Origin of the sequence: Streptomyces sp. NPDC006332 (assembly GCF_040612855.1) — a bacterium.
Classification (GTDB): Bacteria; Actinomycetota; Actinomycetes; order Streptomycetales; family Streptomycetaceae; genus Streptomyces.
Genome location: NZ_JBEXRA010000030.1, coordinates 67,910 through 93,930, shown reverse-complemented (window position 1 = coordinate 93,930; position 26,021 = coordinate 67,910). Strand labels below are relative to the sequence as shown.

General features: G+C 69.7%; 25 protein-coding genes and 1 pseudogene. 8 read left to right on the top strand and 18 right to left on the bottom strand.

Annotated features, from left to right (window positions below):
- Positions 1–83: 83 nt before the first annotated feature.
- Both ABZ027_RS25670 and ABZ027_RS25665 read right to left on the bottom strand, forming a co-directional pair.
- A pseudogene (locus tag ABZ027_RS25670) lies at positions 84–597 on the bottom strand (transposase); the annotation flags it as partial.
- Positions 598–618: 21 nt separating this feature from the next.
- On the bottom strand, positions 619–1,401 hold the full coding sequence (locus tag ABZ027_RS25665; protein ID WP_356772211.1) for an aminoglycoside phosphotransferase family protein: 783 nt from the start codon (positions 1,399–1,401) through the stop codon (positions 619–621).
- 344 nt (positions 1,402–1,745) lie between these two features.
- Between ABZ027_RS25665 and ABZ027_RS25660 the strand changes: the two genes are divergently transcribed.
- Positions 1,746–2,981, top strand: a complete 1,236-nt coding sequence (locus tag ABZ027_RS25660) for an NmrA family NAD(P)-binding protein (RefSeq protein ID WP_356772209.1) — start codon at positions 1,746–1,748, stop codon at positions 2,979–2,981.
- Positions 2,982–3,181: 200 nt separating this feature from the next.
- On the opposite strand, the gene ABZ027_RS25655 is transcribed toward ABZ027_RS25660, so the two are convergent.
- A complete protein-coding gene (locus ABZ027_RS25655; protein WP_356772207.1) occupies positions 3,182–4,057 on the bottom strand; it encodes a LysR substrate-binding domain-containing protein in 876 nt (291 codons plus the stop codon).
- 387 nt (positions 4,058–4,444) lie between these two features.
- On the opposite strand from ABZ027_RS25655, the gene ABZ027_RS25650 reads away from it, so the two are divergent.
- A complete protein-coding gene (locus tag ABZ027_RS25650; protein ID WP_356772205.1) occupies positions 4,445–5,617 on the top strand; it encodes a mandelate racemase/muconate lactonizing enzyme family protein in 1,173 nt (390 codons plus the stop codon).
- 209 nt (positions 5,618–5,826) lie between these two features.
- Here ABZ027_RS25650 and ABZ027_RS25645 read toward each other — a convergent pair whose 3' ends face one another.
- Positions 5,827–6,957: an Lrp/AsnC family transcriptional regulator gene (locus ABZ027_RS25645; RefSeq protein ID WP_356772203.1), complete on the bottom strand. Its 1,131-nt coding sequence runs from the start codon at positions 6,955–6,957 to the stop codon at positions 5,827–5,829.
- A 50-nt stretch (positions 6,958–7,007) separates the two neighbouring features.
- Here ABZ027_RS25645 and ABZ027_RS25640 point away from each other — a divergent pair, with 50 nt between their 5' ends.
- Both ABZ027_RS25640 and ABZ027_RS25635 read left to right on the top strand, forming a co-directional pair.
- Positions 7,008–8,309, top strand: coding sequence for an amidohydrolase family protein (locus tag ABZ027_RS25640; RefSeq protein ID WP_356772202.1), 1,302 nt, complete (start codon positions 7,008–7,010; stop codon positions 8,307–8,309).
- The gene (locus ABZ027_RS25635) at positions 8,309–9,886 is read left to right on the top strand and encodes an AbgT family transporter (RefSeq protein WP_356772200.1); all 1,578 of its coding nucleotides are present in this window, start codon (positions 8,309–8,311) and stop codon (positions 9,884–9,886) included. Before ABZ027_RS25640 ends, ABZ027_RS25635 begins: the two co-directional genes overlap by 1 nt.
- A 246-nt stretch (positions 9,887–10,132) precedes the next feature.
- On the opposite strand, the gene ABZ027_RS25630 is transcribed toward ABZ027_RS25635, so the two are convergent.
- The 7 genes from ABZ027_RS25630 to ABZ027_RS25600 are packed head-to-tail and all read right to left on the bottom strand — an operon-like array spanning position 10,133 to position 16,101.
- Positions 10,133–10,942, bottom strand: a complete 810-nt coding sequence (locus ABZ027_RS25630; RefSeq protein WP_356772198.1) for an alpha/beta hydrolase — start codon at positions 10,940–10,942, stop codon at positions 10,133–10,135.
- On the bottom strand, positions 10,939–12,009 hold the full coding sequence (locus tag ABZ027_RS25625) for an LLM class flavin-dependent oxidoreductase (protein ID WP_356772196.1): 1,071 nt from the start codon (positions 12,007–12,009) through the stop codon (positions 10,939–10,941). The genes ABZ027_RS25630 and ABZ027_RS25625 overlap by 4 nt, the downstream gene beginning before the upstream one ends.
- On the bottom strand, positions 12,006–13,019 hold the full coding sequence (gene dmpG / locus ABZ027_RS25620) for a 4-hydroxy-2-oxovalerate aldolase (RefSeq protein WP_356772194.1): 1,014 nt from the start codon (positions 13,017–13,019) through the stop codon (positions 12,006–12,008). The genes ABZ027_RS25625 and dmpG overlap by 4 nt, the downstream gene beginning before the upstream one ends.
- Complete coding sequence (locus ABZ027_RS25615; protein WP_356772192.1) at positions 13,016–13,957, bottom strand: acetaldehyde dehydrogenase (acetylating); 942 nt, start codon at positions 13,955–13,957, stop codon at positions 13,016–13,018. Before ABZ027_RS25615 ends, dmpG begins: the two co-directional genes overlap by 4 nt.
- Positions 13,954–14,754, bottom strand: coding sequence for a fumarylacetoacetate hydrolase family protein (locus tag ABZ027_RS25610; protein WP_356772190.1), 801 nt, complete (start codon positions 14,752–14,754; stop codon positions 13,954–13,956). The genes ABZ027_RS25615 and ABZ027_RS25610 overlap by 4 nt, the downstream gene beginning before the upstream one ends.
- Positions 14,751–15,077 carry a ferredoxin gene (fdxA, locus tag ABZ027_RS25605; RefSeq protein ID WP_356772188.1) on the bottom strand — a complete coding sequence of 109 codons (327 nt, stop codon included), beginning with the start codon at positions 15,075–15,077 and terminating at the stop codon, positions 14,751–14,753. The genes ABZ027_RS25610 and fdxA overlap by 4 nt, the downstream gene beginning before the upstream one ends.
- A gap of 1 nt (position 15,078) precedes the next feature.
- Positions 15,079–16,101 (bottom strand): NAD(P)/FAD-dependent oxidoreductase, encoded by a 1,023-nt coding sequence (locus tag ABZ027_RS25600; protein ID WP_356772186.1) that lies wholly within the window; start codon positions 16,099–16,101, stop codon positions 15,079–15,081.
- 175 nt (positions 16,102–16,276) lie between these two features.
- On the opposite strand from ABZ027_RS25600, the gene ABZ027_RS25595 reads away from it, so the two are divergent.
- The gene (locus tag ABZ027_RS25595) at positions 16,277–17,245 is read left to right on the top strand and encodes an ABC transporter substrate-binding protein (protein ID WP_356772184.1); all 969 of its coding nucleotides are present in this window, start codon (positions 16,277–16,279) and stop codon (positions 17,243–17,245) included.
- On the opposite strand, the gene ABZ027_RS25590 is transcribed toward ABZ027_RS25595, so the two are convergent.
- The 7 genes from ABZ027_RS25590 to ABZ027_RS25560 form a co-directional block, all read right to left on the bottom strand.
- Entirely contained in the window at positions 17,181–17,651 is a 471-nt protein-coding gene (locus tag ABZ027_RS25590) for an acyl dehydratase (RefSeq protein ID WP_356772182.1), read from the bottom strand. The two genes, ABZ027_RS25595 and ABZ027_RS25590, sit on opposite strands and share 65 nt — an antisense overlap.
- Positions 17,648–18,211: a MaoC family dehydratase N-terminal domain-containing protein gene (locus ABZ027_RS25585; protein ID WP_356772180.1), complete on the bottom strand. Its 564-nt coding sequence runs from the start codon at positions 18,209–18,211 to the stop codon at positions 17,648–17,650. Before ABZ027_RS25585 ends, ABZ027_RS25590 begins: the two co-directional genes overlap by 4 nt.
- Positions 18,208–19,026, bottom strand: a complete 819-nt coding sequence (locus ABZ027_RS25580; protein ID WP_356772178.1) for an IclR family transcriptional regulator — start codon at positions 19,024–19,026, stop codon at positions 18,208–18,210. The genes ABZ027_RS25585 and ABZ027_RS25580 overlap by 4 nt, the downstream gene beginning before the upstream one ends.
- Before the next feature lie 183 nt (positions 19,027–19,209).
- A complete protein-coding gene (locus ABZ027_RS25575; RefSeq protein ID WP_356772176.1) occupies positions 19,210–20,070 on the bottom strand; it encodes an alpha/beta fold hydrolase in 861 nt (286 codons plus the stop codon).
- Positions 20,067–21,062 carry a catechol 1,2-dioxygenase gene (locus ABZ027_RS25570; protein ID WP_356772174.1) on the bottom strand — a complete coding sequence of 332 codons (996 nt, stop codon included), beginning with the start codon at positions 21,060–21,062 and terminating at the stop codon, positions 20,067–20,069. The genes ABZ027_RS25575 and ABZ027_RS25570 overlap by 4 nt, the downstream gene beginning before the upstream one ends.
- A complete protein-coding gene (locus tag ABZ027_RS25565; protein WP_356772172.1) occupies positions 21,059–22,411 on the bottom strand; it encodes a peptidase dimerization domain-containing protein in 1,353 nt (450 codons plus the stop codon). The genes ABZ027_RS25570 and ABZ027_RS25565 overlap by 4 nt, the downstream gene beginning before the upstream one ends.
- Positions 22,412–22,526: 115 nt before the next feature.
- Positions 22,527–23,768 carry a Rieske 2Fe-2S domain-containing protein gene (locus ABZ027_RS25560; protein WP_356772170.1) on the bottom strand — a complete coding sequence of 414 codons (1,242 nt, stop codon included), beginning with the start codon at positions 23,766–23,768 and terminating at the stop codon, positions 22,527–22,529.
- Positions 23,769–24,075: 307 nt separating this feature from the next.
- Here ABZ027_RS25560 and ABZ027_RS25555 point away from each other — a divergent pair, with 307 nt between their 5' ends.
- The 3 genes from ABZ027_RS25555 to ABZ027_RS25545 are packed head-to-tail and all read left to right on the top strand — an operon-like array spanning position 24,076 to position 26,020.
- Positions 24,076–24,327, top strand: a complete 252-nt coding sequence (locus ABZ027_RS25555) for a hypothetical protein (RefSeq protein ID WP_356772168.1) — start codon at positions 24,076–24,078, stop codon at positions 24,325–24,327.
- A complete protein-coding gene (locus ABZ027_RS25550) occupies positions 24,324–25,202 on the top strand; it encodes an ABC transporter ATP-binding protein (protein ID WP_356772166.1) in 879 nt (292 codons plus the stop codon). Before ABZ027_RS25555 ends, ABZ027_RS25550 begins: the two co-directional genes overlap by 4 nt.
- Entirely contained in the window at positions 25,199–26,020 is an 822-nt protein-coding gene (locus ABZ027_RS25545; RefSeq protein WP_356772164.1) for an ABC transporter permease, read from the top strand. The genes ABZ027_RS25550 and ABZ027_RS25545 overlap by 4 nt, the downstream gene beginning before the upstream one ends.
- The last annotated feature ends 1 nt before the right edge of the window (position 26,021 follow it).

Below are 26,021 nucleotides of genomic sequence, written 5' to 3'. Positions count from 1 at the left end.
TCGGGGTTGACGGGTACGGAAAACCTCGCCCACCGCACCGGACGGCCACTCTGATTGAGGCCGTCCAAGTGCCGGCGGCCCATCTCGATCAGGTCCTCGACCATGCGGCGGAGTTGGGTGGTGGTGACCTCGGCGACGTCGTCATCGGGCCCGAGACGGACGGCGTCCAGGAGCTGGCACCAGGATGTCCGGCCCGATTTCAGGGCGGCGACGAAGGAGAACGGCCAGCCGGGGATGAACTGATCCGAGGAGCGCCCGCTGCGACCGTAGACGTGGCAGAACCGCGATCCGCGCGGGTCGGCGCGTCGGGGCGCAGCCAGCTGCTGACGTCGACCGCCAGGACAAGGCGCCCGTCGGGGGCCCGCGGCATCGGCAGACCGGCAAGCATCTGCCGCAGCCGGGGCACATTCACACTCCCGTGGTTCAGTGCCTCGTACATAGCGCCGTGCCCGCGCCGATGCTCGGCCACCAGCGTCTGATCCACCGGCGAGGTCACCGGCCCGTCCGCGCACAAAATGCGTCGATGAGGTCGAACTGTTCGATCCCGCGCGCGGTCAGACAATCGAATAGGTCCTCCCGGAAGCGTGACGCTTGCACGAACGCCTCCCCGGACCGGCGTCAGGCAGCAAGCAGGGCCCGCATCCACTGGTCTTCGCGTTGCTCGATGTATTCGGCGTCGTTTCGCCAGGCGTCGCCATGGCCTTCAGCCCACAGCCTTGCCCAGGGCTGGGCTCCTTGGGCTGCCTGGTCGCGCAGGAAGTCGTGCATGGAACGCGTACGGCGCCCCAGTAAAGGAACCAACCGACGACGCTCGGACTCAGCGAGACCGTAAGCGTCGGCGAAGACTCGCAGCCGGTCCGCCGCGTCCGGGCTCTGCCAGTCCGGATGCGCGGACAGCGGGATGAACCCGTGAATGGCGTATGCGACATCCCACAGGCGCGAGCCGGGACCTGCAGTGTCCCAGTCGATGAATGCCCACCGCGCCTCGTCTGCGACCACGAGGTTCCAGGGGGCCAGGTCGTTATGGGCGATGATGTCACTGCCCTCAGCGGGGATCAGCGTCTGCCACCGCGCATCGGAGGGCGGCGTGAAGTCCTGCACGGCGTCGTGGAAGTCCCGGATCAGCCGTGCAACGCGAGCCAGTTGACGAGCGGGTTCCATCAGCGAGAACCGGTCGGGCCAGACCACATCTCCCGGCATGAAGGTCAGGGCCTCACGCCCCTGATCGTCAATGCCGAGCGGACGAGGCGCCGCGCCGAATCCCACCTCGTGCAGGTGGGCAAGCAGGGCATGCACAGCGGGAGTCCATGGTCCGGCCGGACGGCGAACGGTGTCCCCGACGCGAACGACACCATCACTGACGTTGCCGCCGGACAAAGGCTGTTCATCATCGTGTCGCATCGAACCAGTGTGTCGGATCAGCTCGTCATGATCACCCCATTAAGGGGAAGCGTCAAAGTAGGGACGGATGTCGCCATACGCGGGCCCATGCTTACGGTGATCAGCCCGGATTAGCGGTCGGCTGCTCGACGCGGCCGACCGTCTGGCCTCACCCTCCGCCGCATCCTCGGTACCGGGCCCGCCCCTGTCACCCCAAGAACTCGACGTCCTTGGGCAGGTGGCGCTGGACTGCAGCAACGCCGAAAGGCGGGCGACGACTGTCGCTGCAACGCGATGCGCAAGCTGGGAGCGAGCACCCGCTTCGAGGCAGTGGTCGCCGCAGGTCGACCGGTCCTGCTGCCCCTATGTTCCCGTCCACGTCGGCGTCTCGCGCGTCAGAAGAGTGCCGTGGGGGCCCTGACGGTACCTGTGCGCCTGCCGCCTGGAAACCGATCGGTGTACCGTATTGGAAACCGATCGGTTTCCATTTTGGAGTCGCACCCATGTCTACTCATGCCACCTCCTCCATCTTCGTCATCGGCGGCACGGGGGCCCAGGGGATGCCTGTTGTCCGCGCTCTTGTCGCGGACAAGAAGTACTCCGTCAAGGTCCTCACCCGGGACGCCAGTTCCCCCCGAGCCCAGGAGCTCGTCGCGCTCGGCAACGTCTCCATCCTCGAAGGGACGTTCGCTGACGAGGACGTACTACGCGAAGGATTTCGCGGATGCGACGGGGCGTTCATCAACATTGACGGTTTCAACACCGGGGAGAAAACGGAGACCTACTGGGCCATCCGCACGTATGAGATCGCGATCGAAGAAGGTATCAAGTTCTTCGTCTACGGAAACCTCGACTACGCCCTGAAGAAGTCGGGCTACGACTCGAGGTTCCGCACCGGCCACTATGACGGCAAGGGCCGCATGGCCGAATGGGTACTGTTCCAGAACGAAAAGAACAGCGACCGGATGGGAGCGGCGGTCTTCACTTCGGGTCCCTATATCGAGATGGTGATCTCACCGCTCACGCCCATGACGCCCGCCGTCGAGGACGGTGTCGTCACGTGGCGAGCCCCGCTCGGAGAGGGGGCCGTTCCGCACGTGGCTCTGGAGGACTGCGGATTCTATGTCCGCTGGCTCTTCGACCACCCGGAACGGGCCAACGGCATGGACCTCGAAGTCGCCATCGAGCACATGACCTATGCCGACATGGCCGCGGCGTTCGAGAAGGTCACCGGGCACCCGGCGCAGTACGTCGACACCGATCTGGACGCGTACTGGAACAGCCCGGACCTGAAGGGGATCGCCGACCACCCTGCCGGATACAACGCCGACCCCGACGACAAGAGCACCATGAGTTTCCGTGACAACTTCACCGGCTTCTGGAATGTGTGGAAGCACGGGATCATCACCAGGGACTACGCCCTGCTCGACGAAATCCACCCCAACAGGATCAGGACCGCTGAGGAGTGGTTCCGTCGGGAAGACCAGTTGGGCAGGGAAGCCGGCAAGGGAAGTCTCTGGGAAAGGGTCCAGCCGGAGAGCTGGACCGTGGACTCCGCGGTCCTCAAGAGCAGCGCGGATTTCAGGACGGGCAAGTTGTAGACGGACCCGTACCGCGGAAGTGCCCGGCGGGCAATTCGCCGTAGCCGCCGCCAGCCAGGCCTTCGACATCCTGCACGAGCCCGCCGAGGCTGCCGACGAGCGTGGCGGAGTTGGTGCGGTGCGACGCATCAGCGGGTCGGCGCCCGCTGCGATACCTTCTGCGCCTGATCAGAGGGTGACGCGCATGTATCGCTCACATGTCACATGTGCCGGATCAAGGTGTGCAACGCCGGGTTGTCGTTGGCTTTCCGCCACACGAAATGCAACTCGACCGGCGTCGGATCGGGCAGCTCGAGCGGCCTGAACCTGACGCCGGGGTGGCCCATCTGCGTTGCCGAGTCCGGGACGAAGGCGATGCCCCAGCCTGCGTTGACCATGGCCAGCATGCTGGGGACCTGACTGAGGTACTGGGCGTGCCGAGGTGCCACATGGGAGGCGCGGAAGATGCTGACCAGCAACTCGTGGAAGTACTGTGCTCCGACCGGCGAGTACATGAGCACTTCCTGCTCGTCGAACGTGTGGACCGGCAAAGGACCTTCCCCCGCCGCCAGGGGATGGTTCCGCGGCAGGGCCACCAGCAGGCCCTCCCTGATGGCAGGGCGTATGGCGAGGTCGGGCCCGGTCCTGGAAGGGCGGATTATCCCGAGATCTAGCGATCCATCAGTGATTGCATCGAGTTGGACCCGTGTGACTTCCTCGCGCGGGATGATCTCGGTGTTGGGCATGACGGAGCGGGCGACCTCCAGGAGAGTGCTCAGTACGGAGTGGGCACTGGCCGCGGTGAATCCGATGGCGATCGCGCCGGCCTCACCTGCGGAGACCTGCTGGGCCGACAGCGTGGCCGCTTCCACCTGGCGCAGGATGGTGCGCGCCTCGTTGAGGAACGACCGTCCGGCGGGCGTGAGGCGGACGGTGCGGTTGGTGCGGTCCAGCAACTGCACCGCCAACTCGCGCTCCAGGAGCTGGATCTGTCTGCTCAGCGGTGGCTGGGTCATCTGTAGCCGCTCCGCAGCCCGTGTGAAGTGCAGCTCCTCTGCGACGGCGACGAAGCTCACCAGCTGTGTCAGCGTGAACAATGATTCACTCCAGGTATTGGATCATCCAAAAACTGTGTTGGACGTGGATTGATCACCGACCCTAGCGTGAGGGAGAACAACGGCGAGCAGCCTGCTGCACCGGTACGGATGCGACGCGGCTGTCCGCCTTCTTCTGGGAGCACCTCAGTCATGCAAGAGCAGCCTCACAACCCCGGCCATGGCCTTCGCGGCATCCTGGGACACGTTCCCAGAACCACCTGAGCCGGGACGACGCCGCGCAGGAGCGCCGGTACGCCCGCGCCCCCCACCTGCGCCGGCCTTCTCGTCCTGCACAACGGGACCGGCTGCCCTCCTTCACGGCTGACCGGCCACGACCGGCAGATCGATCACATCCGCCTCACACACCAGGGACATGCAGTGGCGACCATGACACACACAGCCAGCTCCGCCGTCAGCACTCACGGCGAAGCCACCCTCGACACCATCGCCTGGGTCAAGCTCTCCTCGGTCACCCTGCCGCTGGCCACGCCGATCAGCGACGCCAAGGTCCTCACCGGGCGGCAGAAGCCGATGACCGAGGTCGCGTTCCTGTTCGTGGAGATCGAGACCGAGGAGGGCCACCAGGGCGTCGGTTTCGGCTACTCCAAGCGCGCCGGCGGTCCCGCCCAGTTCGCGCACGCCAAGGAGATCGTCGACAACGTGATCGGCGAGGACCCCAGCGACATCGGCAAGCTGTGGACCAAGCTGGCGTGGGCCGGCGCGTCGGTCGGGCGCAGCGGTGTCGCCACCCAGGCGATCGCCGCCATCGACGTGGCGCTGTGGGACCTGAAGGCGAAGCGCGCCGGGCTGCCGCTGGCCAAGCTGCTGGGCGCGCACCGCGACTCGGTGCGCTGCTACAACACCTCCGGCGGCTTCCTGCACACCCCCACCGGGCAGCTTCTCGACAACGCCACCGTCTCGCTCGCCAGCGGCATCGGCGGCATCAAGATCAAGGTCGGTCACCCTGAGACCAAGCAGGACCTGCGCCGGCTGAGCGCCGTCCGCGACCGCATCGGCGACGACGTGCCGCTGATGGTGGACGCCAACCAGCAGTGGGACCGGCCCACTGCGCAGCGCATGGGCCGCGCCATGGAGGACTTCGGTCTCATCTGGATCGAGGAGCCGCTCGACGCCTACGACACGCAGGGCCACGCTGCGCTCGCCGCCTCCCTGGACACCCCGATCGCCACCGGCGAGATGCTGGCCAGCGTCGCCGAGCACTATGAGCTCATCCGCCACGGCGCCGCCGACGTCATCCAGCCCGACGCTCCGCGGATCGGCGGCATCACCCAGTTCCTCAAGCTCGCCGCCCTCGCCGAGCACAACAACCTCCAGCTGGCCCCGCACTTCGCCATGGAGATCCACGTCCACCTCGCCGCCGCCTACTCCATCGAGCCGTGGGTGGAGCACTTCGACTGGCTGGAGCCGCTGTTCAACGAGCGCCTGGAGATCAGCGACGGCCGCATGCATCTCTCCGGCCGTCCCGGCCTGGGCATCACCCTCAGCGAGCAGGCCCGCGTCTGGACGCAGGCCACGCACGAGGTCGGCAAGCGTCCCTGACCCATCGAGGTCCCCGAACCCGCCTTCCCTCTCACACAGAGGGGAGCACGCCTGCCTGGCGCGGGCTCCGCTGACGGACAGCGCGGGGCCGGCGCCAGGCTCGGGCATCGCGCACGACCTGCGAGTCACCGAAGTCGCCAGCCGCACCGCCACGACCTGAGCACGGGCCGGAACCGGACTCCACCACTCCGCGACACACCGTCAGGCACCTACCCGCCCAACAGCGTGTCACGCCCGTCGTGCGGATGGCCGAGTGGGACGACGCCCACGCAGCGGCCATCTCCGTCCAGCAGCCGGCCCATGTGCTTGGCCGTGCGCAGTACCACCGACCGGTCGCCGATGGTCAGGCGTGGCAGTCGGCCCGACAGGTGGGCCTCGAAGGTGTGCACGTCGGCCAGGGCGCGCAGCCAGACGTCGATCACGAGGTTGTGCGGACCCGCCGTTATCGCGCAGGACCGGACCTCCCGTACGCCGGACAGGGCGCGGCTCGTCTCCTCCAGGTACTGAGCCGGTACGGAGGCGAAGTACACGGCGGACAGTGGCCATCCGGACAGCGGGCGGGCGAGGTCGCAGCGCAGGCTCACTCCGGTGGCGAGCAGTGACCGCAGTCGGCGGCGCACCGTCGTCAGGCCCGTGTCGGTCTCCGCGGCCAGCCGGCGCAGAGACATGCGGCCGTCGGTGCTCAGCAGTTCCACGAGCCGCTCGTCGAGGTCGTCCCAGCCGGTCGTGTCCGTGCTCGCCGGCGGAACCGGGAGGGCCGCCTCGATCCGGGCGCACTGGACGGCGTCCAGGCTGCGCAACCGCCATCGGCTGCCCTCGGTGGGCACTCCCGTCGACACATGGGTACGCGTCGCCCGTACACCCGGGGTGCCCTGGAAGAGCAGGGTGGTGAGGCGGGCCAGCTCGGCCAGGTCCCGGGCCTGCACGGAGGCCACCAGGTCCCGGCCGCCCGCCATGAGCTTGACGTTCGCCACCTCCGGGTCCGCGGCGAGGATCCGTGCCACGTCCTCGGCGGCGCCGGGTTCCGCGTCCACCTCGACGATCGCGGTGACCACGATCCTGGAGTTGGTCAGCCGCGGGTAGGCCGTCACCCAGGCCAGCCCCGCCTCCTCCATCCGGTGCCACCGCCGGGCGGCGGTCACCGGATTGATGGCGAGGACCTCACCGACGAGCGTCCACGGGGCCCGAGGGCGGATCTGGAGCGCGTGCACGACGGCGCGGTCGAGTTCGTCCAGCCCCAGCGCGGCGAAATCCTGCGCTCCTCCGGGCGGCGCGTTCCTGCGCACCTGGGCGGAATCGGGGTCGAAAGCTGCGCTGTGACCCACAGTTTTCTCGTGCATTCCACACTCCAATCGCCTGTTTCACATATCGGAGGAGTGAATCGCCCGCCATGACGGATGCCACGACCGGTACCCCGACGGACACCACCACGCGAGAGACCGGCAGGACCGCTCTGCGTGTCCACAACGCCCGGCTCATCGACGGCACGGGGGCCGCCCCCGTGCACGACGCCGTCGTCGTCACCGATGCCGAGGGAACCATCACCTACGCCGGACCCGCCGCGACGGCCCCGCCCGGCACCGAGGCCGTCCGGACCATCGACGCCGGAGGCCGTACCGTACTGCCCGGCTTCTTCGACTGCCACGTCCACCTCGCCTACGCGCAGGGCTCGCCCCCCGGCCGCCGCGCCGAACTCGATCCCGTGCTGGTCACTCTGGACACGGCCGCCCGACTGCGCCAGACCCTCGACGCGGGTATCACCACCGCCCGTGACCTGGGCGGCCTGTCCGCGGGCTACCGTACCGCCGTGGAGAGCGGCCGGATCGTGGGCCCACGGCTGCACACGGCCGTGCGGATCATCAGCCACACCGGCGGTCACGCCGACGTGCGCCTGCCCGACGGCACCGACCTGAGCGCCGGGATGTCCGAGATCGCCGACACCTCCGACGAGGCCCGGCTCGCCGTGCGCCGAGTACTGCGCGAGGGCGCCGACCTGGTGAAGATCTGCGCCACGGGCGGGATGGGCAGCCCGTACGACCAACCCGACGACGAGGGCCTGCTGGAGGAGGAGATCCGTGCCGTCGTGGACGAGGCACGGCGCCACGGCGGCAAGCCGGTCGCCGCGCACGCCCAGGGCAACGCCGGCATCCTCAACGCACTGCGCGGCGGCGTCACCAGCATCGAGCACGGTTACGGTCTCGACGAGCGCGCCCTGGATCTGGCCGGCGAGCGCGGCACCTTCGTCGTGCCGACCCTGTCCACCGTGTACGCCGGCATCAACAAGGACACGATGCCGCACTACCACTACGAGAAGAAGGTCCGCTGGTCGGGCATCACCAAGGAGAACATCGCCCGGGCCATCGAGTACGGTGCCCGGATCGCGCTCGGCACCGACGCCGCCGTCGGTCCGCACGGCGTGAACCTGATGGAACTCACTTATCTGGTGGACCTGGGTATGGACCCGATGACCGCCATCGTGGCCGGTACCCGCACCTCCGCCGAGCTGCTGGGCGTGGCCGACCGGCTCGGTACGCTCACCACCGGCCGCACCGCCGACCTGATCCTCTGCGACGGCGACCCGCTCACGGACATCGGTGTCCTCGGCGATCCCGCGAACATCGTCTGTGTCGTCCAGGACGGAACGGTCCGCAAGGACCTGCTGCCGACCACACCAACCGGAAGGCGGGCTTGATGTCCTCCTCCTCATTGACCGGCCTCCCCGCTCCGGCAGGCAAAACCCCGGACAAGCAACGGCGCGGTGTCCTCGACCGCGTCCTCGCGCTCATCGAGCGGGCGGGCAACGCCCTGCCCAACCCGATCGTGCTGTTCGCCGCCCTCTTCCTCCTGCTGGGCGTCGTCTCCACCGCCCTCGCCCTGGCCGATGTCTCCGTGGATGTCCCCGGCACCGACGACACCAAGGCGATCACCGGCCTGTTCACCGGCGAGGGACTGCGCTGGCTGGTGGAGAACCTGATCCCCAACTTCGCGACGTTCCCGCCGATCGGCGCCGTACTCGTCCTCATCATGGTGGTCGGACTGTGCGAGAAGACGGGTCTGCTGGAGACAGCGATGCGGGCGACCCTGGCCAGGGTGCCGCGCGCCCTGCTGCCGTACGCCGTGGCCCTGATCGCCAGTCAGGCGCACATGATGAGCGATGTCGCGGCCATCGTGCTCCCGCCGCTGGCGGCGCTGGTCTTCAAGAACGCCGGGCGTCATCCGGCGGCGGGCCTGATCGGCGGCTTCGCCTGTGTCACCGCGGGCTACGCCGCCGGGTTCACCATCGGCTCGCTCGACGCCCTGTACGTGGGCATCACCCAGCAGGCCGCCGCGGTGCTCCCGGCCGCCGACGGGCTCGACATCCATCTGCTCATCAACTACTTCTTCACCGCGGCGAGCAGCGTCGTGCTCGCGCTGCTGGGCGGATTCCTCATCAGCCGCGTCCTGGAGCCGCGCCTCGGGCCGTACGAGCCGGCCGGCGACGAGCCGGCCGGACAGGACGTGCGCCTCACTCCCGTCCAGCGCCGGGGCCTGCTGCTGGCGGGCGTCGTCGTCGTGGTGTTTCTGGGCGCGGTCCTCGCCCTGTGGCTGCCGCCGGGGGCGCCCCTGCGCGGCGAGGGCGGCGCCTATGTGCCCTCGCCGCTGCTCAGCGGAATCGTCCCGGTCCTCTTCGGTGCGTTCCTGCTGGCGGGACTGACGTACGGGATCACCGTCAAGACGCTCACCAGCACCGAGGACGCGGTCACCGCGGTGACCGACTCGGTGAAGACCATGTCCGGTTACATCGTCATGATGTTCGTCGCCGCGCAGGTCATCGCCCTGTTCACCTGGTCCAACGTCGCGGTGCTGCTGGCCGTGAAGGCGGCCGCGGTGTTCAACTCCCTGGGCGTGAACGGCTTCTGGGCGATCATGGCGTTCGTCCTGCTGGTGTCCTGCCTCAACCTCTTCATCCTGTCCGGTTCCGCCCTGTGGTCCCTGGTCGGACCGGTCTTCATCCCCGCGTTCATGCTGATGGGCATGAGTCCGGCGCTGAGCCAGGCCGCGTTCCGTATCGGCGACTCCGCGACCGGCGTCCTCACACCGATGAACCCGTACGTGTTCCTCGTCCTCGCGATGCTCCGTGAGTACGAGCCCGAGGCCCGGCTCGGCACGCTCATCTCCCGGCTGGCCATCTTCGCGGGGCCGTTCCTGGTGGCGTGGCTGGCCATCCTGGGGATCTTCTACGGGTTCGACCTGCCGCTCGGGCCCGGTGCTCACATCGGGCTCAAGTGACCGGTCACGCGGCGGACCGTTAGGGCCTGTCCGGCGGATCATGCCGCAGACGCGGGGCTTGGCACGACCTCCCCCGCTCTCGGCTTCGCTCGAGCGGGAGGTACCCCCACCGGCGTTGTCGTCGGTTGCCGACTCCCCCATCGCGTCGACGCCCTCCTCCGCCTTGCAGCTGGACGCGCCAAGCCCCGCTCACCAGCGTCAATGAGGCACCGCCTGTTTCCTGCGACTTGATCCGCCGGACAGGCCCTACGCGGCGGTCACCCATTCCAGGACGACTTTCGAGAACTTTTCGGGCAGTTGCTCCAGGACCGGGACGTGGCCGCCGGACAGGACGCGGGTCTCGCAGCCGAGCGCGGCCGCGAACTTCTCCAGGGAGGGGAGGGAGTAGTGGTCTCCCGAGGCACAGACCGCCAGGGTCGGTGCGGTGACGCTGGGCAGGCGCTCCTCCATCGCGTAGCGCCGTACCGCCTCGTGGCCCTCCTCCACCCGGTCGAGCACCGTGAGCGCGTCGACCATGAAACGGTTGAGGGCGGCCTCCTCCCCTTCCTGGTAGAAGCCGCGGCGACGGTTCCACAGCTCGACCAGGTGCGAGCCGTCGGGCTTTGGATCGACGTGGTCGACGGGCTTGCGGCCGCCCGCCGTACGGCGCTTCTCCTCGTCGACGAAGGACGTGGCGGACAGCAGGAGACTCGCGACCCGGTCCTCGTACCGGGCCGCGAGTTCGACTGCGATCACCCCGCCCGTGTGGTGCCCGACGAGGTGGAAGCGGTCCAGTCCCAAGGCTTCGATGAGGGCGCCGGCGGCGTCGGCGAACCGCTCGATGGAGTGCGGCCCGTCGGGCTTGGCGGAGGCGCCGAAGCCGAGGGTGTCCATGGCGATCCCCCGGCGTACGGTGCCGACGAGCGGCAGCACTTCGAGGTACTCGGTCCAGGAACGCGGGGTCTGGTGCAGCAGCAGTACGGGTTCGCCCGTACCGCATTCGGCGAAGTGCAACTGGCCGAAGGGGCTGGGCACATAGCCCTTTCGCACCGGATCCTTGCGCATGGAGTCCGTCATCGCTGGCCTGCCTTCGCTCGGGCGGAGTGGGACAGGGCCGGCAGCACCGAGGTGCCGACGGCCTCGATCAAGTCGGTGGGCGGGTCGTAGGAGCCGACGTGCTGGAGGAACACACCGGTGACGCCGGTGGCGTGCAGGGCGTCGAGGCGTTCGGTGATCTGCGCGGGGGTGCCGAACAGGCAGAACTCCCGGGCGAACAGGAGCGCCGCCTCGTCGCTGATCCACGCCGAGCAGATGTCGACCGCGGTGTCCCAGTCCTCCGCGTGCACGAGGTCGGGATAGACGCCCTCGACCGTCGCGGGGACGTCGACGTGGATGCCCGCGAGGGCGAGGAAGGGCGCGCCGCCGTTCTGGGCGATCGAGGCGCAGATGGGTTTGATCAGGCGGGCCTCGGCCTCGATGTCGTCGGTCACCGCGCAGAAGGCGGAAACGGTCAGCGGCAGGTCGTCGACGCTGCGGCCGGCCGCCTCCGCGCCCTCCCGTACGCGCGCCGAGGCGCCCTCGAGCGTCCTCGGCGAGACGCCGCTGAGGAGGATCACGCCGTCGGCCACCTCGCCCGCGAGGCGCAGGTTCTTCGGACCGCTCGCGGCCAGGTGCAGGGGCACGTGGGGCTGCGGGTCGCGCAGTCGGGAGCGGACCGGGCCCTGGAAGCCGTCGAACTCCCATTCATGGCCGTCCAGCAGCGCCCGCAGCATGCCGAGTCCCTCGCGCATGGCCGCCGAGGTGGTCTGGCGCAGGCCGACGGGCCCGACGGAGCTGTTGCCCACGCCAAGCCCGAGGGTGAAGCGGCCGGGGGCGAGTTCGGCGACGCTGCGGGCCGCCGAGGCGACGACGGCCGGGTGCCGGGTCGCCAGGTTGGTGACCGCGGTGCCGAGTCCGATCCGGTCCGTGCCCAGCGCGGCGGCGGTCAGTGTGGTGAACACGTCCCGCCACAGCAGTTGGGAGTCGGGGAACCACACGTCGTCGAAGCCGAGGTGCTCCGCCCGTCGTACGGTCTCGACCAGGCGGTCCGCACGGTCGCAGGGCGGAACGCGGACACCGATCCGCAGGGCGGGGAGCGGGTTCACGCCCGGGCTCCCGCCGCGAGGTCCAGGGCGACGTCGATGATCATGTCCTCCTGTCCGCCGACCATCCCGCGGCGGCCGACCTCGACGAGGATCGCGCGGGTGTCGAGGCCGTAGCGGGCCGCCGCGGTCTCGGCATGGCGCAGGAAGCTGGAGTACACCCCGGCGTAGCCGAGGCTGAGGGTCTCGCGGTCGACGCGCACCGGCCTGTCCTGGAGGGGGCGTACGAGGTCGTCGGCGGCGTCCATCAGTGGGAAGAGGTCGCAGCCGTGTTCCCAGCCCATGAGATCGGCGACGGCGACGAACGCCTCGAGCGGGCAGTTTCCGGCGCCGGCGCCCTGACCGGCCAGCGAGGCGTCCACGCGGGTGCAGCCGTTGTCGACGGCGACCACACTGTTGGCGACGCCCAGGGCGAGGTTGTGGTGGGCGTGGATGCCGAGTTCCGTGGCCGGGTCCAGGACGTCACGGTAGGCGCGGAAGCGGTCGCGGACGCCGTCCATGGTCAGCCGGCCACCGGAGTCGGTGACGTAGACGCAGTGGGCGCCGTAGGACTCCATCAGCTTGGCCTGGCGGGCCAGTTCGGCGGGCTCGGCCATGTGGGACATCATCAGGAACCCGGCGACGTCCATGCCCAGCTCCCGCGCGGCGGCGATGTGCTGGGCGGAGATGTCGGCCTCGGTGCAGTGGGTGGCCACGCGTACCGAGCGGATACCCAGGGCGTGGGCCTGCCTGAGGTCGTGGAGGGTGCCGATGCCGGGCAGCAGGAGCGTGGTGGGGATCGCGTGGCGTACGGCGCCGGTGACCGCCTCGATCCACTCCCAGTCGGTGTGTGCGCCCACCCCGTAGTTGATGCTGGAGCCGGACAGCCCGTCGCCGTGCGCGATCTCGATGGCGCGCACTCCCGCGGTGTCGAGGGCGGCGGCGATGCTGCGGGCCTGGTCGATGGTGTAGCGGTGCCGGACGGCGTGCATGCCGTCGCGCAGGGTCACGTCCTGGACGTACAAGGTGGTCACTTGGCCGCCTCCTTGCTCTGGTGGGCGGCCAGGCGTTCCGCGGTGCGCAGCGCGGCCGAGGTCATGATGTCGAGGTTGCCGGCGTAGGCCGGGAGGTAGTGGGCGGCACCCTCGACCTCCAGGAACACCGAGACCTTCACCGGCGTCGTGCCGACGGGCACCAGCAGGCGCAGCGGGTCGTCGGAGGCGATCCGGTCGAACTGCACCTTCTGCCTGAGGCGGTATCCGGGCACGTATGCCTGTACGCGCCCGACCATCTCCTCGATGGACGCGGTGACGGCCGCGTCGTCGCACTCGGAGACCAGGCAGTGCACGGTGTCCCGCATGATCAGCGGGGGTTCCGCGGGGTTGAGGACGATGATGGCTTTGCCGCGGGCCGCGCCGCCGACCTTCTCGATGGCGCGGGAGGTGGTCTCGGTGAACTCGTCGATGTTGGCGCGGGTGCCCGGCCCCGCCGAGCGCGAGGCGATCGAGGCGACGATCTCCCCGTAGTGGACGGGGGTCACCGCCGAGACGGCGGAGACGATCGGGATGGTGGCCTGGCCGCCGCAGGTGACCATGTTGAGGTTCGGGCTGTCGAGGTGGGCGTCGAGGTTGACCGGCGGAACCACGTACGGGCCGACCGCGGCCGGGGTCAGGTCGACCACCGTCCGTCCTAGGGCGCGCAGCACCTCGTCGTGGTGGCGGTGGGCGCCCGCGGAGGTGGCGTCGAAGACGACACGTACGTCGGCGAACTCGTCCAGCGCGACCAGTCCGTCCACGCCCTCGTGCGTGGTGGCGACCTTGAGGCGGCGGGCGCGTGCCAGGCCGTCGGAGGCCGGGTCGATGCCGGCCAGCGCGGCCATCTCCAGGCTCTCCGACAGCCGCAGCACCTTGATCATGAGGTCGGTGCCGATGTTGCCTGAGCCGATGACGGCGACCTTGGTACGGGTACTCACGACTCGTCTCCCTTTGTCGCGAACTCGACCGCCACGTGGCCCAGTTGGCTGATACGTGCCTCGAATCGGTCCCCCGGCGCCGCGACGGCCATCGGGCCCAGCGCTCCGGTCAGCACGACGTCCGCGGCCCGCAGCGGGTCGCCCGCGGCTGCCAGGGTCGAGGCGAGCCAGGCCGCCGCGTTGAGCGGGCCGCCCAGGCAGTCGGCTCCGGTGCCCTCGGAGACCGCCTCGCCGCCCCGGGTCATGGTCATCCGGACGCCGCGCAGGTCGAGGTCGGCCAGCGGTACGGGAGTGCCGCCGAGGACGAACAGACCGCTGGAGGCGTTGTCGGCGACGGTGTCGACGATGGTGATGTCCCAGTCGGCGTTGCGGCTGTCGACGATCTCCAGCGCGGGCAGCGCGAACTCGGTCGCGCGGATGACGTCGGCCACCGTGCAGTCGCGGTGCGCCAGGTCGGCGCCGAGGACCAGGGCGACCTCGGCCTCGACCTTGGGCTGGATGAGGCGCCCGGCCGCGACGACGCCACCCTCGGGCACCGCCATGTCGGCGAAGAGGGTCCCGAAGTCCGGTTGGTCGACGCCCAGTTGGGCCTGGACGGCGGGCGAGGTCAGACCGATCTTGCGGCCCGCGATCCGCCGACCGTTCGCCACGCCGCGCTCGGTGTTCACGCGCTGCACCGCGTAGGCGGCTTTGATGTCGCCCTCGGGCAGCAGCGCGCGAACGGGCGGGCAGGCGATTCCCGTACGCACGGCGTCGATGAGCATGTCGGCGGCCTTGAGTACGTCGGGGCTGGTCATGCGCTCACCCCGGTGACCAGAGGTGCGTCGACGCCGACGGCTCCGAGGCCGCTCGCGCCGCCCGGTGTGCCCAGCGGCTGCGCGCGGCCGGGCAGCACGAGTTCGAAGAACTGGCGGTTGTCGTCGCGGTGTTCGGGCTCGGCGCGCCGGCCGACGGTGATCGCCTCCGTGGGGCAGGCGATCTCGCAGGCGCCGCAGTCGATGCATTCGGTCGGGTTGATGTAGAGCTTGCGGTCGCCTTCGTAGATGCAGTCGACGGGACACTCCTCGACGCAGGAGCGGTCCATGATGTCGACGCAGGCGGCCCCGATGACGTAGGCCATCTCAGTTCTCCTTGTCCGTGGAGTGCCCGGGGAACAGCTGGGCCTCCGGGTCGATGACGGTGGCGACGTTGTTCACCGCGGTGGCGACCTCGCCGAAGCCGACGGCGATGAGCCGCACCTTGCCGGGGTAGTCGGTGATGTCGCCGGCGGCGAAGACGCGGGGGACGTTGGTGGCCATCCGCGTGTCCACGGCGATGCGCCGGGCCTGCAGGGTCAGGCCCCAGTTCTGGAGCGGGCCGAGGTCGGCCTTGAAGCCGAGGGCGGCGACGAGGGTCTGTGCCGGGATCACCTGGGTGGTTCGTTCCACGCGGTGCCGGATCTCCACCTGTTCCAGGTGGGTGGAGCCGCGCAGCGCGCTGACCTCGGAGTCGACGAGGATGTCGATGCCGAGGGTGCGGGCCTTGTCGATGGTCGTGCGGTGGGCGCGGAAGCGGTCGGTGCGGTGGACGAGTCTGACGGAGCGGGCGAGCGGGGCGAGGGTCACGGCCCAGTCGAAGGCGCTGTCGCCACCGCCGACGACGACGACGTCCCGGTCGGCGTGGTCGTCGGGGTTGGGTACGAAGTAGACCTGGCCGCGCCCCAGGAACTCCTCGCCCGCCGGGAGGGGCCGGGGCGTGAACGTTCCCACTCCCCCGGTGATGACGACAGCTCCGGCGTGGACCGTGGTCCCCTGGTCATCGCGCACGACGGGGCGTCCGTCCGCGTCGTGGGAGAGCTCGACGGCGCGGTGGCCGAGGAGGTAGACGGGACCGTACGGCTCGGCCTGCGCCACCAGTCGGTCGACCAGGTCGCGACCGCGCACCGTCGGGAATCCGGCGATGTCGAAGATGGGCTTCTCGGGATACATGGCGCTGATCTGGCCGCCGCACTGGGGCAGGACGTCCATGACCGTCACCCGCAGTCCGCGGAAGCCGGCGTAGTAGGCACCGTAGAGGCCGGCCGGTCCGGCGCCGATGATCAGGACGTCGGTCTCGATCCGGCGGGACTCGTCCGTGCTCACGGGCACGTCGGAGAGGAGGCTCATGGACCGGGAGCGTAGGGACGGCGCCGGTTTCGCCAAATGGTTTCGGTCCGCTGAGCAGGACGCCCCCGCTCGTGCGTCCCCGGGGGTCCGGTGAGCAGGACGATCCGCTTATCCGATGCCGGGGGTGCTGGGAGCCTCGGTCACCACGATCCGGTGCTCGGGAGGACGAATGCACGTGAACGGAAAGACAAGCGCCCTGACCGCCGCCTGTGCAGCCCTGGTTCTCGCCACGGGCTGTACGGCCGGTACGACGGACTCGGCGGGCGGGACCTCGGCGGGGCAGCCGACGGTGCGGGTCGCCCTCGGCGTGGACGCCTCGTACGCCCCGTTCTATCTGGCCGTGGAACGCGGCATGTTCGAGAAGGCGGGCGTGAACGTCGAGCTGGTGAAGACAGAGGGCGGTCCCGCGGCTGCCGAGGCGGTGTCCGCGGGCACCGCGCAGATCTCGGCCAACGCCGACTCCACCGCCCTGCCGCTGATGGCCACCAATCCCGATCTGCGGTCCCTGGGTGTCTTCCAGTCCTCCGACCGCTACCTCAAGGTCGTCCTGCGCGACGGCGTCGACTCCCCGAAGCAGATCAAGACCATGGCGTCGATCGGCGGGCTCGGCCTGTACGCGACCCACCAGTATCTGCGCCACAACGACGTCGATCCGAAGTCCGTGAAGATCCTGCAGAGTTCACCGCCGGAGATCCCCGGCATGCTGGAGCGCGGCTCGATCGACGCGTACGTCCTGTTCGAGCCGTGGGCCGCGCGGGGCGCCGCCGCGGGCGGTCATGTCGCCGGACGCATCGGCGACTTCGGGGTGAAGTACGTGCAGTGGCTGCTGACGGACCAGAAGTGGCTGGCGGACAACGAAGAGGTCGCCGGCAAGGTCTTCAAGGTGGTGGCCGCCGCGGACAAGCTCGTCACCGATGACCCCGCAGCCGCGGCGAAGGCCTCCAACCAGCAGGTCAAGCTTCCCGCGGCGGACACGGAGAAGGTGCTGCCCGAGATCACCTTCGCCGCCCGTGGCATCACCGCAGCCGACGTCGCCGAGTCGAAGAAGATCGTCGACTTCCTGCGCGAGCAGAAACTGATCAAGAAGTCGCCGGATCTGGGGACGTCCCTGCTGAAGGGCTGGTACGAGCAGCACGCGCGGTGAGTTCGACGTGCCCTGTGACGCAGGGAGCGCCGTCCTCCTTGAGCACGGAGACGTCGAGCTTCACCCGCACTCCCGCGTCGCACGGCTCGGCCGCAGCGACCGTCGCGGTCCAGGTGAGGCGCTCACCGGCCACGGCGGTCGCCCGGTTGCGCCAGCTCACCGACGTGAGGCTCGCGCCTGGACCGGCCCATTCCAGCGCGTACCGGCTGAGGGTCTCGCCGTGCAGGGTGGACTGCACGACGACGTCCGGGTGCCCCTCCGAGGCGGCGAAGGCGGCGTCGTAGTGGATGCGGTGGGCGTTCCACGACACGGCGCTGAACCGGAACAGCTGCAGTCGGCTGTGGGCGTACGCGCGCGGTGGGCAGACCTGCTCACCGACCTGCCCCGCGACGTCGGTCTCCGTCATGCCGCGGCCCCGCGCTTCTCGCCAGTGCCCTGCTCGTCCGCGCGCCGCTCGTCCGGCACGCCGTCCAGGACGACGATCGTCTCGTCCACGGCCATGAGTTCCTCTCCGTTGTGAGCGGTGAAGCGGGTCGTGACGCCGAGCAGCACGAACTCGCCCGATCTGCCGCGTCGTCGGTCGGCCGAGGTGACCGAGCGGGCGGCGGTGACGCGGGTGCCCGCGACCGGGGCGCGGACCAGCCGGACCGACTGGCCCCCGTGCACCTGACGTACCGGCAGGCCCTGAGTGCAGGGCGACTCGCGGGAGGCGAGCCCGTCGGGCCGCAGTTCGTCCTCGGCCGGGCCGTCCTCCCAGCTCAGCGTCCCGGCGAGGAACAGGGCCGGGGCGACGACCGTCTCTCCGGCCGCCTCTCGCGCCCGGGCGGTGCGGATGTAGTCGACGTCGTTGAGGGCGGCGGCGTAGCGGCAGAAGTCCTTCACCGAGAGCACGCCGCAGTCCTCGCTGTCCCAGTCGCCGATCAGCTCGCGGGCCCGGGTGAGCACCTCCTCCAGGACCGCGCTCACCGCAGTGACCTGCTGATCCCCAGAGCCGCGGCGCGCAGTGCGCTGGCGTGCCCGGACGGGTCCATGCGGTAGGTGGGCGCCGTGATCGAGAGGGCTCCGACGAGCGAGGACTGGCTGCCGAAGACCGGTACGGCCATGCTCGTGTAGCCCAGACGGATCTCCTCGGCCTCGACCACGATCCCCTCGGCCCGGATCCGCTCGATCTGAGCGCGCAGCCGGCCCGGCGAGGTGACCGTGTGCCGGGTGAACGGTTTGAGTCCGTTCCTGACCACCTCGGCGAAGAGCGTGCCCGGGGAGTAGGCCAGGATCGCCTTGCCGGTGGCCGTGCAGTACAGCGGCAGCCGGCCGGCCACCCGGGACTCCTCGTTCAGCCCGCGATGCGGGAGGATCTTCTCCAGGTAGACCACGTCGAGGCTGTCGTGGATGGCGAAGTGGATCGTCTCCTGGGTGGCCAGCAGCAGGTCTTCCATGTACGGCTGGGCAACCTCCCGCAGGATGCGCTGCCGGTGCACCCGCTGGCCCATCTCGAACAGGCGCAGACCGAGCCGGTAGTCGCAGCCCGCCCGCTCGAGGAGTCCCCATACGACCAGTTCCTGGGCGAGCCGGTGCACGGTGGCCTTGGCCACCCCGGTCCGGCGGACCAGCTCGGCGAGGGAGAGGGCGTTGTCCTCGGCGGTGAACGCCTCCAGGATCGGTCTCACCTTGCCCAGGACCGAGTTCATCGGGTCGGGGGTCTGGTCGGAACCGGGATCCGCGCGAGGGATGGCGGAGCCGACGGGGTGAACGGCGGTGCCGCTGAGCGAGATGACGGTCATGGGGAGGACCTTTCGATCAGTCCGTGGCTTTCCGGGGAACTCGGTCCGTGGCTGGATATGGCCCCTCAACGGAACCACGCCTGCCCTGATCACGGCCATGCGCCAAGGTGTAAATTCGCGGTGACCGCGCTGACCTCGGTCACCGCTGACGAACGTCCGCCGACGAGGCGTAGCGGGAGTCCGCTACCGCGCCTCGGCGAGAAAGGCCAGGCTGAGCGGGTTGTAGAGGTCGGCCTTCTCGTGCTGCGGCCAGTGCCCGCACTCGGGAAAGACCTCAAGGCGGGCCCCGGGGACGGCGGCCGCGATGGCCTCGGCCTCCGGGACGTCCCCCAGCGGGTTCTTGTTCCCCCACACCACCAGCGTCGGTGCCTTGATCCGGGCCATCCGGTCCGGCCGGAGCAGATTGCGCTCGCGTGCCTCGAGTTCCTGGAGGGCGAGCAGGTTGTGCAGGTTCTGCTGGAAGTCGGGGTGGTGGTAGATGCCGTAGCGGACCTGGGTCAGCTCCTCGCCGAGGTCCTCGTCCCACGCGGCCCACAGCAGGCGCAGACGCTCCCGGGTGAAGGAGATGTCGTCCTCCAGGGCGGCGGCCCTGGTCGAGGTCTTCAGCCGCTCCATCACCTTCGGGTTGACCTTCGTCCCGCCCATGCAGAGCAGCTGCAGCGAGGCGACCCGGTCCGGGTACTCGCTCGCCGCCCAGGAGCCGACCCAGCCGCCCAGCGACTCACCGACCAGATGCGCGCGCTCCGCGCCGACGGCGTCCAGGTAGGACATCAGGTGCTCGACGTACGCGGGGATCTCACCGGGGCGGTCCGGCTTGCCGGTGTAGCCGTGGCCGAGCATGTCGATGGCGTGGCAGCGGTAGCCGGCCGAGACATGCGCCGGGATGTTCTTGACGAAGGCCTCCAGATGGCCGGTCGTGCCGTGCAGGAACACCACGTGCTCGCCGTCCTCGGGACCGGCTTGCAGCGCTCGCGTCCTGAAGCCGCCGGTCTCCACGTACGCATGCCGGTAGTCGACGCCGATCAGTTCGGTCCAGATGCTCATGGCTGCCTTTCAACGCTGTCCGCGCTCACTGCGCTGTCTGCGGTGGGTGGGGTGGGTGCGGGGTCGAGGACGGCGACGCCCATGCCGGTGAGCCACTCGGGCATCGGCTCGTAGGCCAGGCGCCGTCCGGGGACGTGGTCGAGCAGGGCCGCCATGAGCAGCCAGGTGCGCACTTCCTGGGCGCCGTTGCCGGCCACCTTCTCCAGTTCCTCGGTGGAGTACTCGGTGATCCGGCCTGTCCGGCCGCGCTCCACCAAGGAGAGGAACTCGTCGTCGAACCCAGGGTTGAGGGACGCCTCGGCGGCCCGGATGATCTCGCGGCGCCTGACGTCGTAGTCCTGCCAGCTCTCCCGGCCGTTCAGCCAGGCGCCGACCATGAACTCCTCGTCGTCGCCGTGCGGTGCGCGCCAGTCCGGCCAGGGCAGCCGGTGCGAGAGGCCACCCGAGCCGATCACGGCGACCCGGCGGTCCTCGGGGAACGCCAGGACGGCTTCGCGTATCGCACGGCCCAGTTCCTCGCAGCGGGCGAGCGTGGGCAGTGGAGGGGCGAACACGTTGATGACCAGCGGGACGATGTCCACGTCCAGGCCGTCCAGCAGGTACTGGATGGCGTGCGACTGGCCGTGGTCGATCTGCAGCCGGGCCGAGAACGCCGGATCGAACCGGCCGCCCTCCACAAGGCAGCCCGCGATGTGCTGGGCCAGCGGCACGTCCACCGGCTGCGGGCCCTTGGGGGTGCCTGACTCCCCGCTGGCGACGCATTCGCCGACACCGAGAGTGAAGGAGGGGATCAGATCCAGCCAGAAGCCCCGGAAGTGGTTGGAGCCGACGAGGATCACCGTGTCGGGACGGGCCGCGGCGAGTTCGTCGCGTGCCGCCCTCAGCGCGTCGCGGAACCGCTCGGCGCGGTCCTTGTGGAGGGTCTCCTCCCAGTGGGTGTTCATGAGGGTGCTGTGCGAGGCGCCCACGCCCAGGACGATCTCGGCGCTCATGCGAGCGCTCCTTCCACCTCGGCGCGGGTACGGGTGACGGTGTCGACGGCCGTACGCACCAGATGACGTGTCAGCTTCTCCATGGCCCGCACGGAGACGGTGTTCATCCCTCGCGCGAAGTCGATGTCGAAGGGGGCCTGAGCCGGGTCGACCTTCGGCATGCCGACGCGGACGGTCGGGATGCCGCGGCCGCGCAGGATGTTGGCGTCGGTCGCGCCGCTGTTGCCGCGGACGACCTCGTGCTCACGGCCTTCGAACGCCTCCCAGCCCGCTTTCGCCGTACGGAAGATCCAGTCGCTCGGATCGGTGCGCGTCCCCGGGATGGCAAGGACCGTCTCGGCGGTGACGTCGAGACCGGGCATCTTGTCGCGGATGGCGTCGAGGGCGGCCGCGAACTCGCGTTTGGCCTGCATCGGCGTGGTGTCGGGGCTGATCCGCAGGTCGACCATGAGGGTGCAGGCCGCCGGTGTCACCGCGGCCATCCGGGGCCAGCCGGCCCGTACGGAGGAGACGACGGCCTGCGGGGCGACGGTGCCGTCGGTGTGCCGGTGGGCGTACTCGACGAACCACTCCTCCAGATGCCGGACGACCTCGCCGGCCCGGGTGATGGCGTTGTCGTACGGGAGCCGGTGCCGCGAGCCGACGTATGTGTGTGTCCCGCGGACCGTGACCTCGAACCAGACCAGGCCGACCTCGTCCCACGAGACCGTCCAGCCGGGCTTGGCGATGACCGCGTGGTCGGTCCAGACCCCCTGCTCCAGCAGGAACGAACAGCCAACGCCCTGGCCGGTGTTGCGCCGGCCGGAACCCGGCCGGGCGTTGGTGGGCATGCCGCCCGCGCCGAACGCGGCCACCAGGTCGCCGGTGAGCGGGATCCCGGCGAGGGCGATCGCCTCGGCGGCCATCATCACGCAGGCCACGTGACCCTTCGGATTCGACGCCCCGAGTCCGACGACCAGGTCCTCGTAGACGGTCGCCTCCGGCCGCATGTCGTCCCGCAACTCCGGGCCGATCCAGGGGAGGTCCTCGCTCTCCTCGCCCACCGTCAGGGTGTCGACGGGGGCGTAGAGCATGAGGTCGGGGCCGGTGCCGTCGCCTTCGATCCGGGCCCAGGCGTTGGCCTGCCGGTCGTCGATCGGCTGGACGGCGGCCCGGCATCCCGCGGCCTTCAACGTGGCGGCGATGTGCTCGGCGAGGGGGGCCTCGTCGCCGGTCGGGCTGGGGATGTCGACCAGGCCGACGATCAGCTCGCGCAGCCGGTCACCGGTGACGTGCCGCCAGGCCTCGGCGACCCAGGCGCCGCGCTGGTCGTCCAGTCCGGCCAGGCCCGCCGGTTGCGCGCCGGTCACTGGTTGATCCTGTGGACCTGGGTCATCGTGGTGCGCGCGAAGCGCTTCTTTGCCAGGGGCAGCCCGATGGCGAGGGCGACTCCGGCCAGCAGGGTGAGCAGGGTACGGCCCATGCTCAGGCTCCCTTCGTGTCAGGGGAGTTCGCGGTTCGCTGGGCGTCCGGGGCCGCCGCGGCCAGCTTCTTCGCGTAGTCCTCCTCGCTGAGGTTGCGCCAGGCGGTCAGCGAGATGTCGGGGCGGTAGAGCTTCTCCGGGGGCGCGTCGGTGACGTCGACCATCCAGGCGTCCTGGCCGGAGAACTGGCCGTGGAACAGCCAGCGGATGGCGCCCAGGTACTTGGCGTAGAAGCCGAGTGTCTGCCAGCCCTCGGTGAAGTTGACCATCACGCCGACGTAGGTGTGGTGGTCGTCGTCCACGGGGACGTAGAACTCGTAGTGGATGAAGTTCGGGTAGGCGATGCGCAGCACGCCGGGCATCGACAGGGACGCGAACCCTGGGAACTCCTGGGCCTCGATCGTCGGGTTGATCGTGTCCGGCGCTCCGGTGTTGCCGATGTTGAAGGTTTCCTTGGGCGGCCGCTTCTTCCACCAGCGCTTGTTGGACCAGCGGCCGACTCCAGGGAAGTCCGCCTCCCAGTGGACCTCGTCCTGCACCCGGAAGATCCATCGCCCCTGAGGGACGATCCTGGTGATGTTCCAGGTGGGCATGGGCTTGAACAGCCGCCATAGCGCGGTGCGGTGCAGGTACTTGGCGTGCCCCTCGTCGAAGCCGTTCTCGCAGGCGAACCGCCAGTTGCCGCCGCGGGGTTCGATGCGGCCGCCCATGACGAAGCCGTTGGAGACGAGCTCCTCGGGAAGCTGCTCGTCGATCGGGTGCGGTTCCTCGTCGGCGACGGGCATGTACACCCACACCATGCCGAGGCGTTCCTCGACCGGATACGTCGTCACCCCGACCTTGCCGGTCAGCCGACAGCCGGGGCCGTCGGTGATCACGGCGGCCAGCTTGCCGGTGGGCAGGTCGAACGTCCAGCCGTGGTACGGGCAGCTGACCGTGCCCGGGAACTGCTGATTACCCTCGGACAGCGGCACACCGCGGTGCGGACAGCGGTTGTGCAGCGCGTAGGCCTTTCCGCCGTCCCGGATCAGTGTGATCTTCTCGCCGCAGAGCGTGAACGGAAGCGGTTTTCCCGTGATGTGGCTGGCCCAGGTGACCGGATACCAGTAGCCACGGAAGCCGGCCGCCGCCGCGTCGTAGTGGGGCCACGACGACCAGTCCTGCCGGCCAGGCTGCCCTCCCGGTCTGCGGTTTCCTCGGACCGTGGTGCCCTTGGAGGCGAGCGAGCCCTCACCCGTCGTCATCGTGCGTGACCTCCTGCTGCCGTCGGAACATGGGTCGAGCATCCGGGTGTGTGCTCGATCCGCCTACGGACCCGTTCCGCTGAGCAGACCGTGCCGAATCCGGGCACGAGCAGGCGTGCGAAGGTCCCGGCATGGGTGACGTGTATGACCTCGGCGCCGGCGGTGGCCAGCCGCGGGGTGACTGCGGACTGTCCGCCGCCCGGGCGGATGCTCACCGAGATGGACGAGAGCGTGAACGACGATCCGGACGCCTGGACGTTCGTACGCGACGAGGTGCCGCCGCGGGACCGGTCTCGCGCGTGTCCCGTTGAGCGGACCGCGAACCGAGCCAGTGCGCGACGCCGCGTTCTACGGTTCGCGCCACCCCACGGGCCCCACCCAGACCCTGAACGCGATCAAGGAAATCGACTTCAGCACACGCGACATCACGGCGAAGGACCTCACGAACTACACGGCGACCGCCAGGTTCTACCTCGACATCGGCAAGGTCACGTCCCAGCCCGACGTGGCGCAGGCGCGCCGCGCGGCGGGTTCACCCCGGCAGACGAAGGGATCATGATGACGAAGGCCCTCAAGACCGACCGGCCGCCGCCCGGGTCGGTTCCAGCGAAGAACGGCCACGGCGCGGCCGTCTTGGTCGACGGGGTGGACATCCGGTTCGGCTCCTTCCACGCCGTACGGAACATCTCCCTGGACATCGCCGCCGGTGAGTTCCTCTGTCTGCTCGGCCCGTCCGGCTGCGGCAAGTCCACGCTGCTGTCCGCGCTGGCCGGGTTCGTACGACCGCACCAGGGCAGTCTGACCGTCGACGGCGCCCAGGTCGGCGGCCCCGACCCGGACCTCGGCATGGTCTTCCAGAGCAGCGAGGCGCTGTTCGACTGGATGACCGTTCGCCAGAACGTCACGTTCGGTCCGCGGATGCGGGGCGCCTCGCGGGCCGAGCAGACGAAGCTGGCCGACGAGTATCTCGGCCTGGTCGGGCTGCGGCACTGCGCCGACCGGTTCCCCAGTCAACTGTCGGGCGGCATGCGCCAGCGGGTGCAGATCGCCCGCGTGCTGGCCAACCAGCCGCGGGTGGTGCTGATGGACGAGCCGTTCGGCGCGCTCGACGCCCAGACCCGGCAGGTGATGCAGGAGGAGATGGCCCGCATCTGGCAGACCTCGGGCTGCACGGTCGTCTTCGTCACCCATGACATCGACGAGGCGATCCTGCTGGGCGACCGCGTCGCCGTCATGACGGCCGGACCGGCGGCCGCCATCAAGTCGGTGTACCCGATCGACCTGCCGCGGCCGCGTGACGAGTCCGACCCCGCCGCCCTCGAACTGCGCCGCGCCCTGCGCGACGACATCGGTGAGGAAGTACGCAAGTCCCTGCGGGACCAGGGCCTGGACCCGCAGTCGGCCTCGCGGCCGGACCTTCAGGAGGAGCGATGACAGTCGTCACGGCGGAGGCGTCCGCGAGCCCACGCACCGAACGACACGCGCTGCGGAACGCCGCACGCGGACTGCGCTCGGTCCTCCTGCCCGTGGTCTCCGTCCTCATCGGCATCGGGATCTGGCAACTGCTGTCGATGAAGTACGGCGCCTCCCTGGTCGCCTCCCCGAGCGCGACCCTGGACGCGGCACGCGAACTCGCGAGCGACGGAACGCTGACCAACTCGATCATCGCCTCCAGCCGCCGCATCCTCATCGGCTGGGGGCTCGGTCTGGTGGTGGGCGTTCCGGTCGGACTGCTGCTCGGGCAGATCCCCCTCGTGCGCCAACTCCTCGACCCGTACATCGAGTTCTTCCGCTTCATCCCGCCCGTCGCCTTCGTGACGCTGGCGGTGGTGTGGCTGGGCATCGGCGAGTCGTCGAAGGTCGTGCTGATCTTCTACACGGCGGTCTTCATCGTCACGCTCAACACGAGCGCCGGCGTGATGGCGGTGAGCGAGTCGAAGATACGCGCCGCAGCCAGCCTGGGGGCGAACCGCCGGCAGATCCTTCGGGGGATCGTGCTGCCGTCGACGGTGCCGCACATCATCACCGGGGCTCGCCTCGCGATGGGCAACAGCTTCCTGACCATCGTCTCCGCCGAGATCGTCGCCGCGCAGGTCGGTCTCGGCTCACTGATCTGGACATCCCGCAACTACGGCCGCATCGACTGGGTCTTCGTCGGGATCATCATGTTGGGCATCCTCGGGTTCGTCTTCGACCGCGTGCTGCGGATCGTCGCCTCCCGGGTGCTGCGTCGCTACGGAGTGAGGGTGTGAC

Bases quoted from the DNA above. Each gene is read 5' to 3' on its own strand.
- ABZ027_RS25660 (WP_356772209.1), top strand. From the start codon at position 1,746: ATGTTCCCGTCCACGTCGGCGTCTCGCGCGTCAGAAGAGTGCCGTGGG.
- ABZ027_RS25590 (WP_356772182.1), bottom strand. From the start codon at position 17,651: ATGACGGAGACCGACGTCGCGGGGCAGGTCGGTGAGCAGGTCTGCCCA.
- ABZ027_RS25560 (WP_356772170.1), bottom strand. From the start codon at position 23,768: ATGACGACGGGTGAGGGCTCGCTCGCCTCCAAGGGCACCACGGTCCGA.
- ABZ027_RS25570 (WP_356772174.1), bottom strand. From the start codon at position 21,062: ATGAGCGCCGAGATCGTCCTGGGCGTGGGCGCCTCGCACAGCACCCTC.
- ABZ027_RS25575 (WP_356772176.1), bottom strand. From the start codon at position 20,070: ATGAGCATCTGGACCGAACTGATCGGCGTCGACTACCGGCATGCGTAC.
- ABZ027_RS25580 (WP_356772178.1), bottom strand. From the start codon at position 19,026: ATGACCGTCATCTCGCTCAGCGGCACCGCCGTTCACCCCGTCGGCTCC.
- ABZ027_RS25650 (WP_356772205.1), top strand. From the start codon at position 4,445: ATGACACACACAGCCAGCTCCGCCGTCAGCACTCACGGCGAAGCCACC.
- ABZ027_RS25665 (WP_356772211.1), bottom strand. From the start codon at position 1,401: ATGCGACACGATGATGAACAGCCTTTGTCCGGCGGCAACGTCAGTGAT.
- fdxA (WP_356772188.1), bottom strand. From the start codon at position 15,077: ATGGCCTACGTCATCGGGGCCGCCTGCGTCGACATCATGGACCGCTCC.
- ABZ027_RS25630 (WP_356772198.1), bottom strand. From the start codon at position 10,942: ATGACGGACTCCATGCGCAAGGATCCGGTGCGAAAGGGCTATGTGCCC.
- ABZ027_RS25550 (WP_356772166.1), top strand. From the start codon at position 24,324: ATGATGACGAAGGCCCTCAAGACCGACCGGCCGCCGCCCGGGTCGGTT.
- ABZ027_RS25645 (WP_356772203.1), bottom strand. From the start codon at position 6,957: ATGCACGAGAAAACTGTGGGTCACAGCGCAGCTTTCGACCCCGATTCC.
- ABZ027_RS25640 (WP_356772202.1), top strand. From the start codon at position 7,008: ATGACGGATGCCACGACCGGTACCCCGACGGACACCACCACGCGAGAG.
- ABZ027_RS25600 (WP_356772186.1), bottom strand. From the start codon at position 16,101: ATGAGCCTCCTCTCCGACGTGCCCGTGAGCACGGACGAGTCCCGCCGG.
- ABZ027_RS25635 (WP_356772200.1), top strand. From the start codon at position 8,309: ATGTCCTCCTCCTCATTGACCGGCCTCCCCGCTCCGGCAGGCAAAACC.
- ABZ027_RS25545 (WP_356772164.1), top strand. From the start codon at position 25,199: ATGACAGTCGTCACGGCGGAGGCGTCCGCGAGCCCACGCACCGAACGA.
- ABZ027_RS25610 (WP_356772190.1), bottom strand. From the start codon at position 14,754: ATGACCAGCCCCGACGTACTCAAGGCCGCCGACATGCTCATCGACGCC.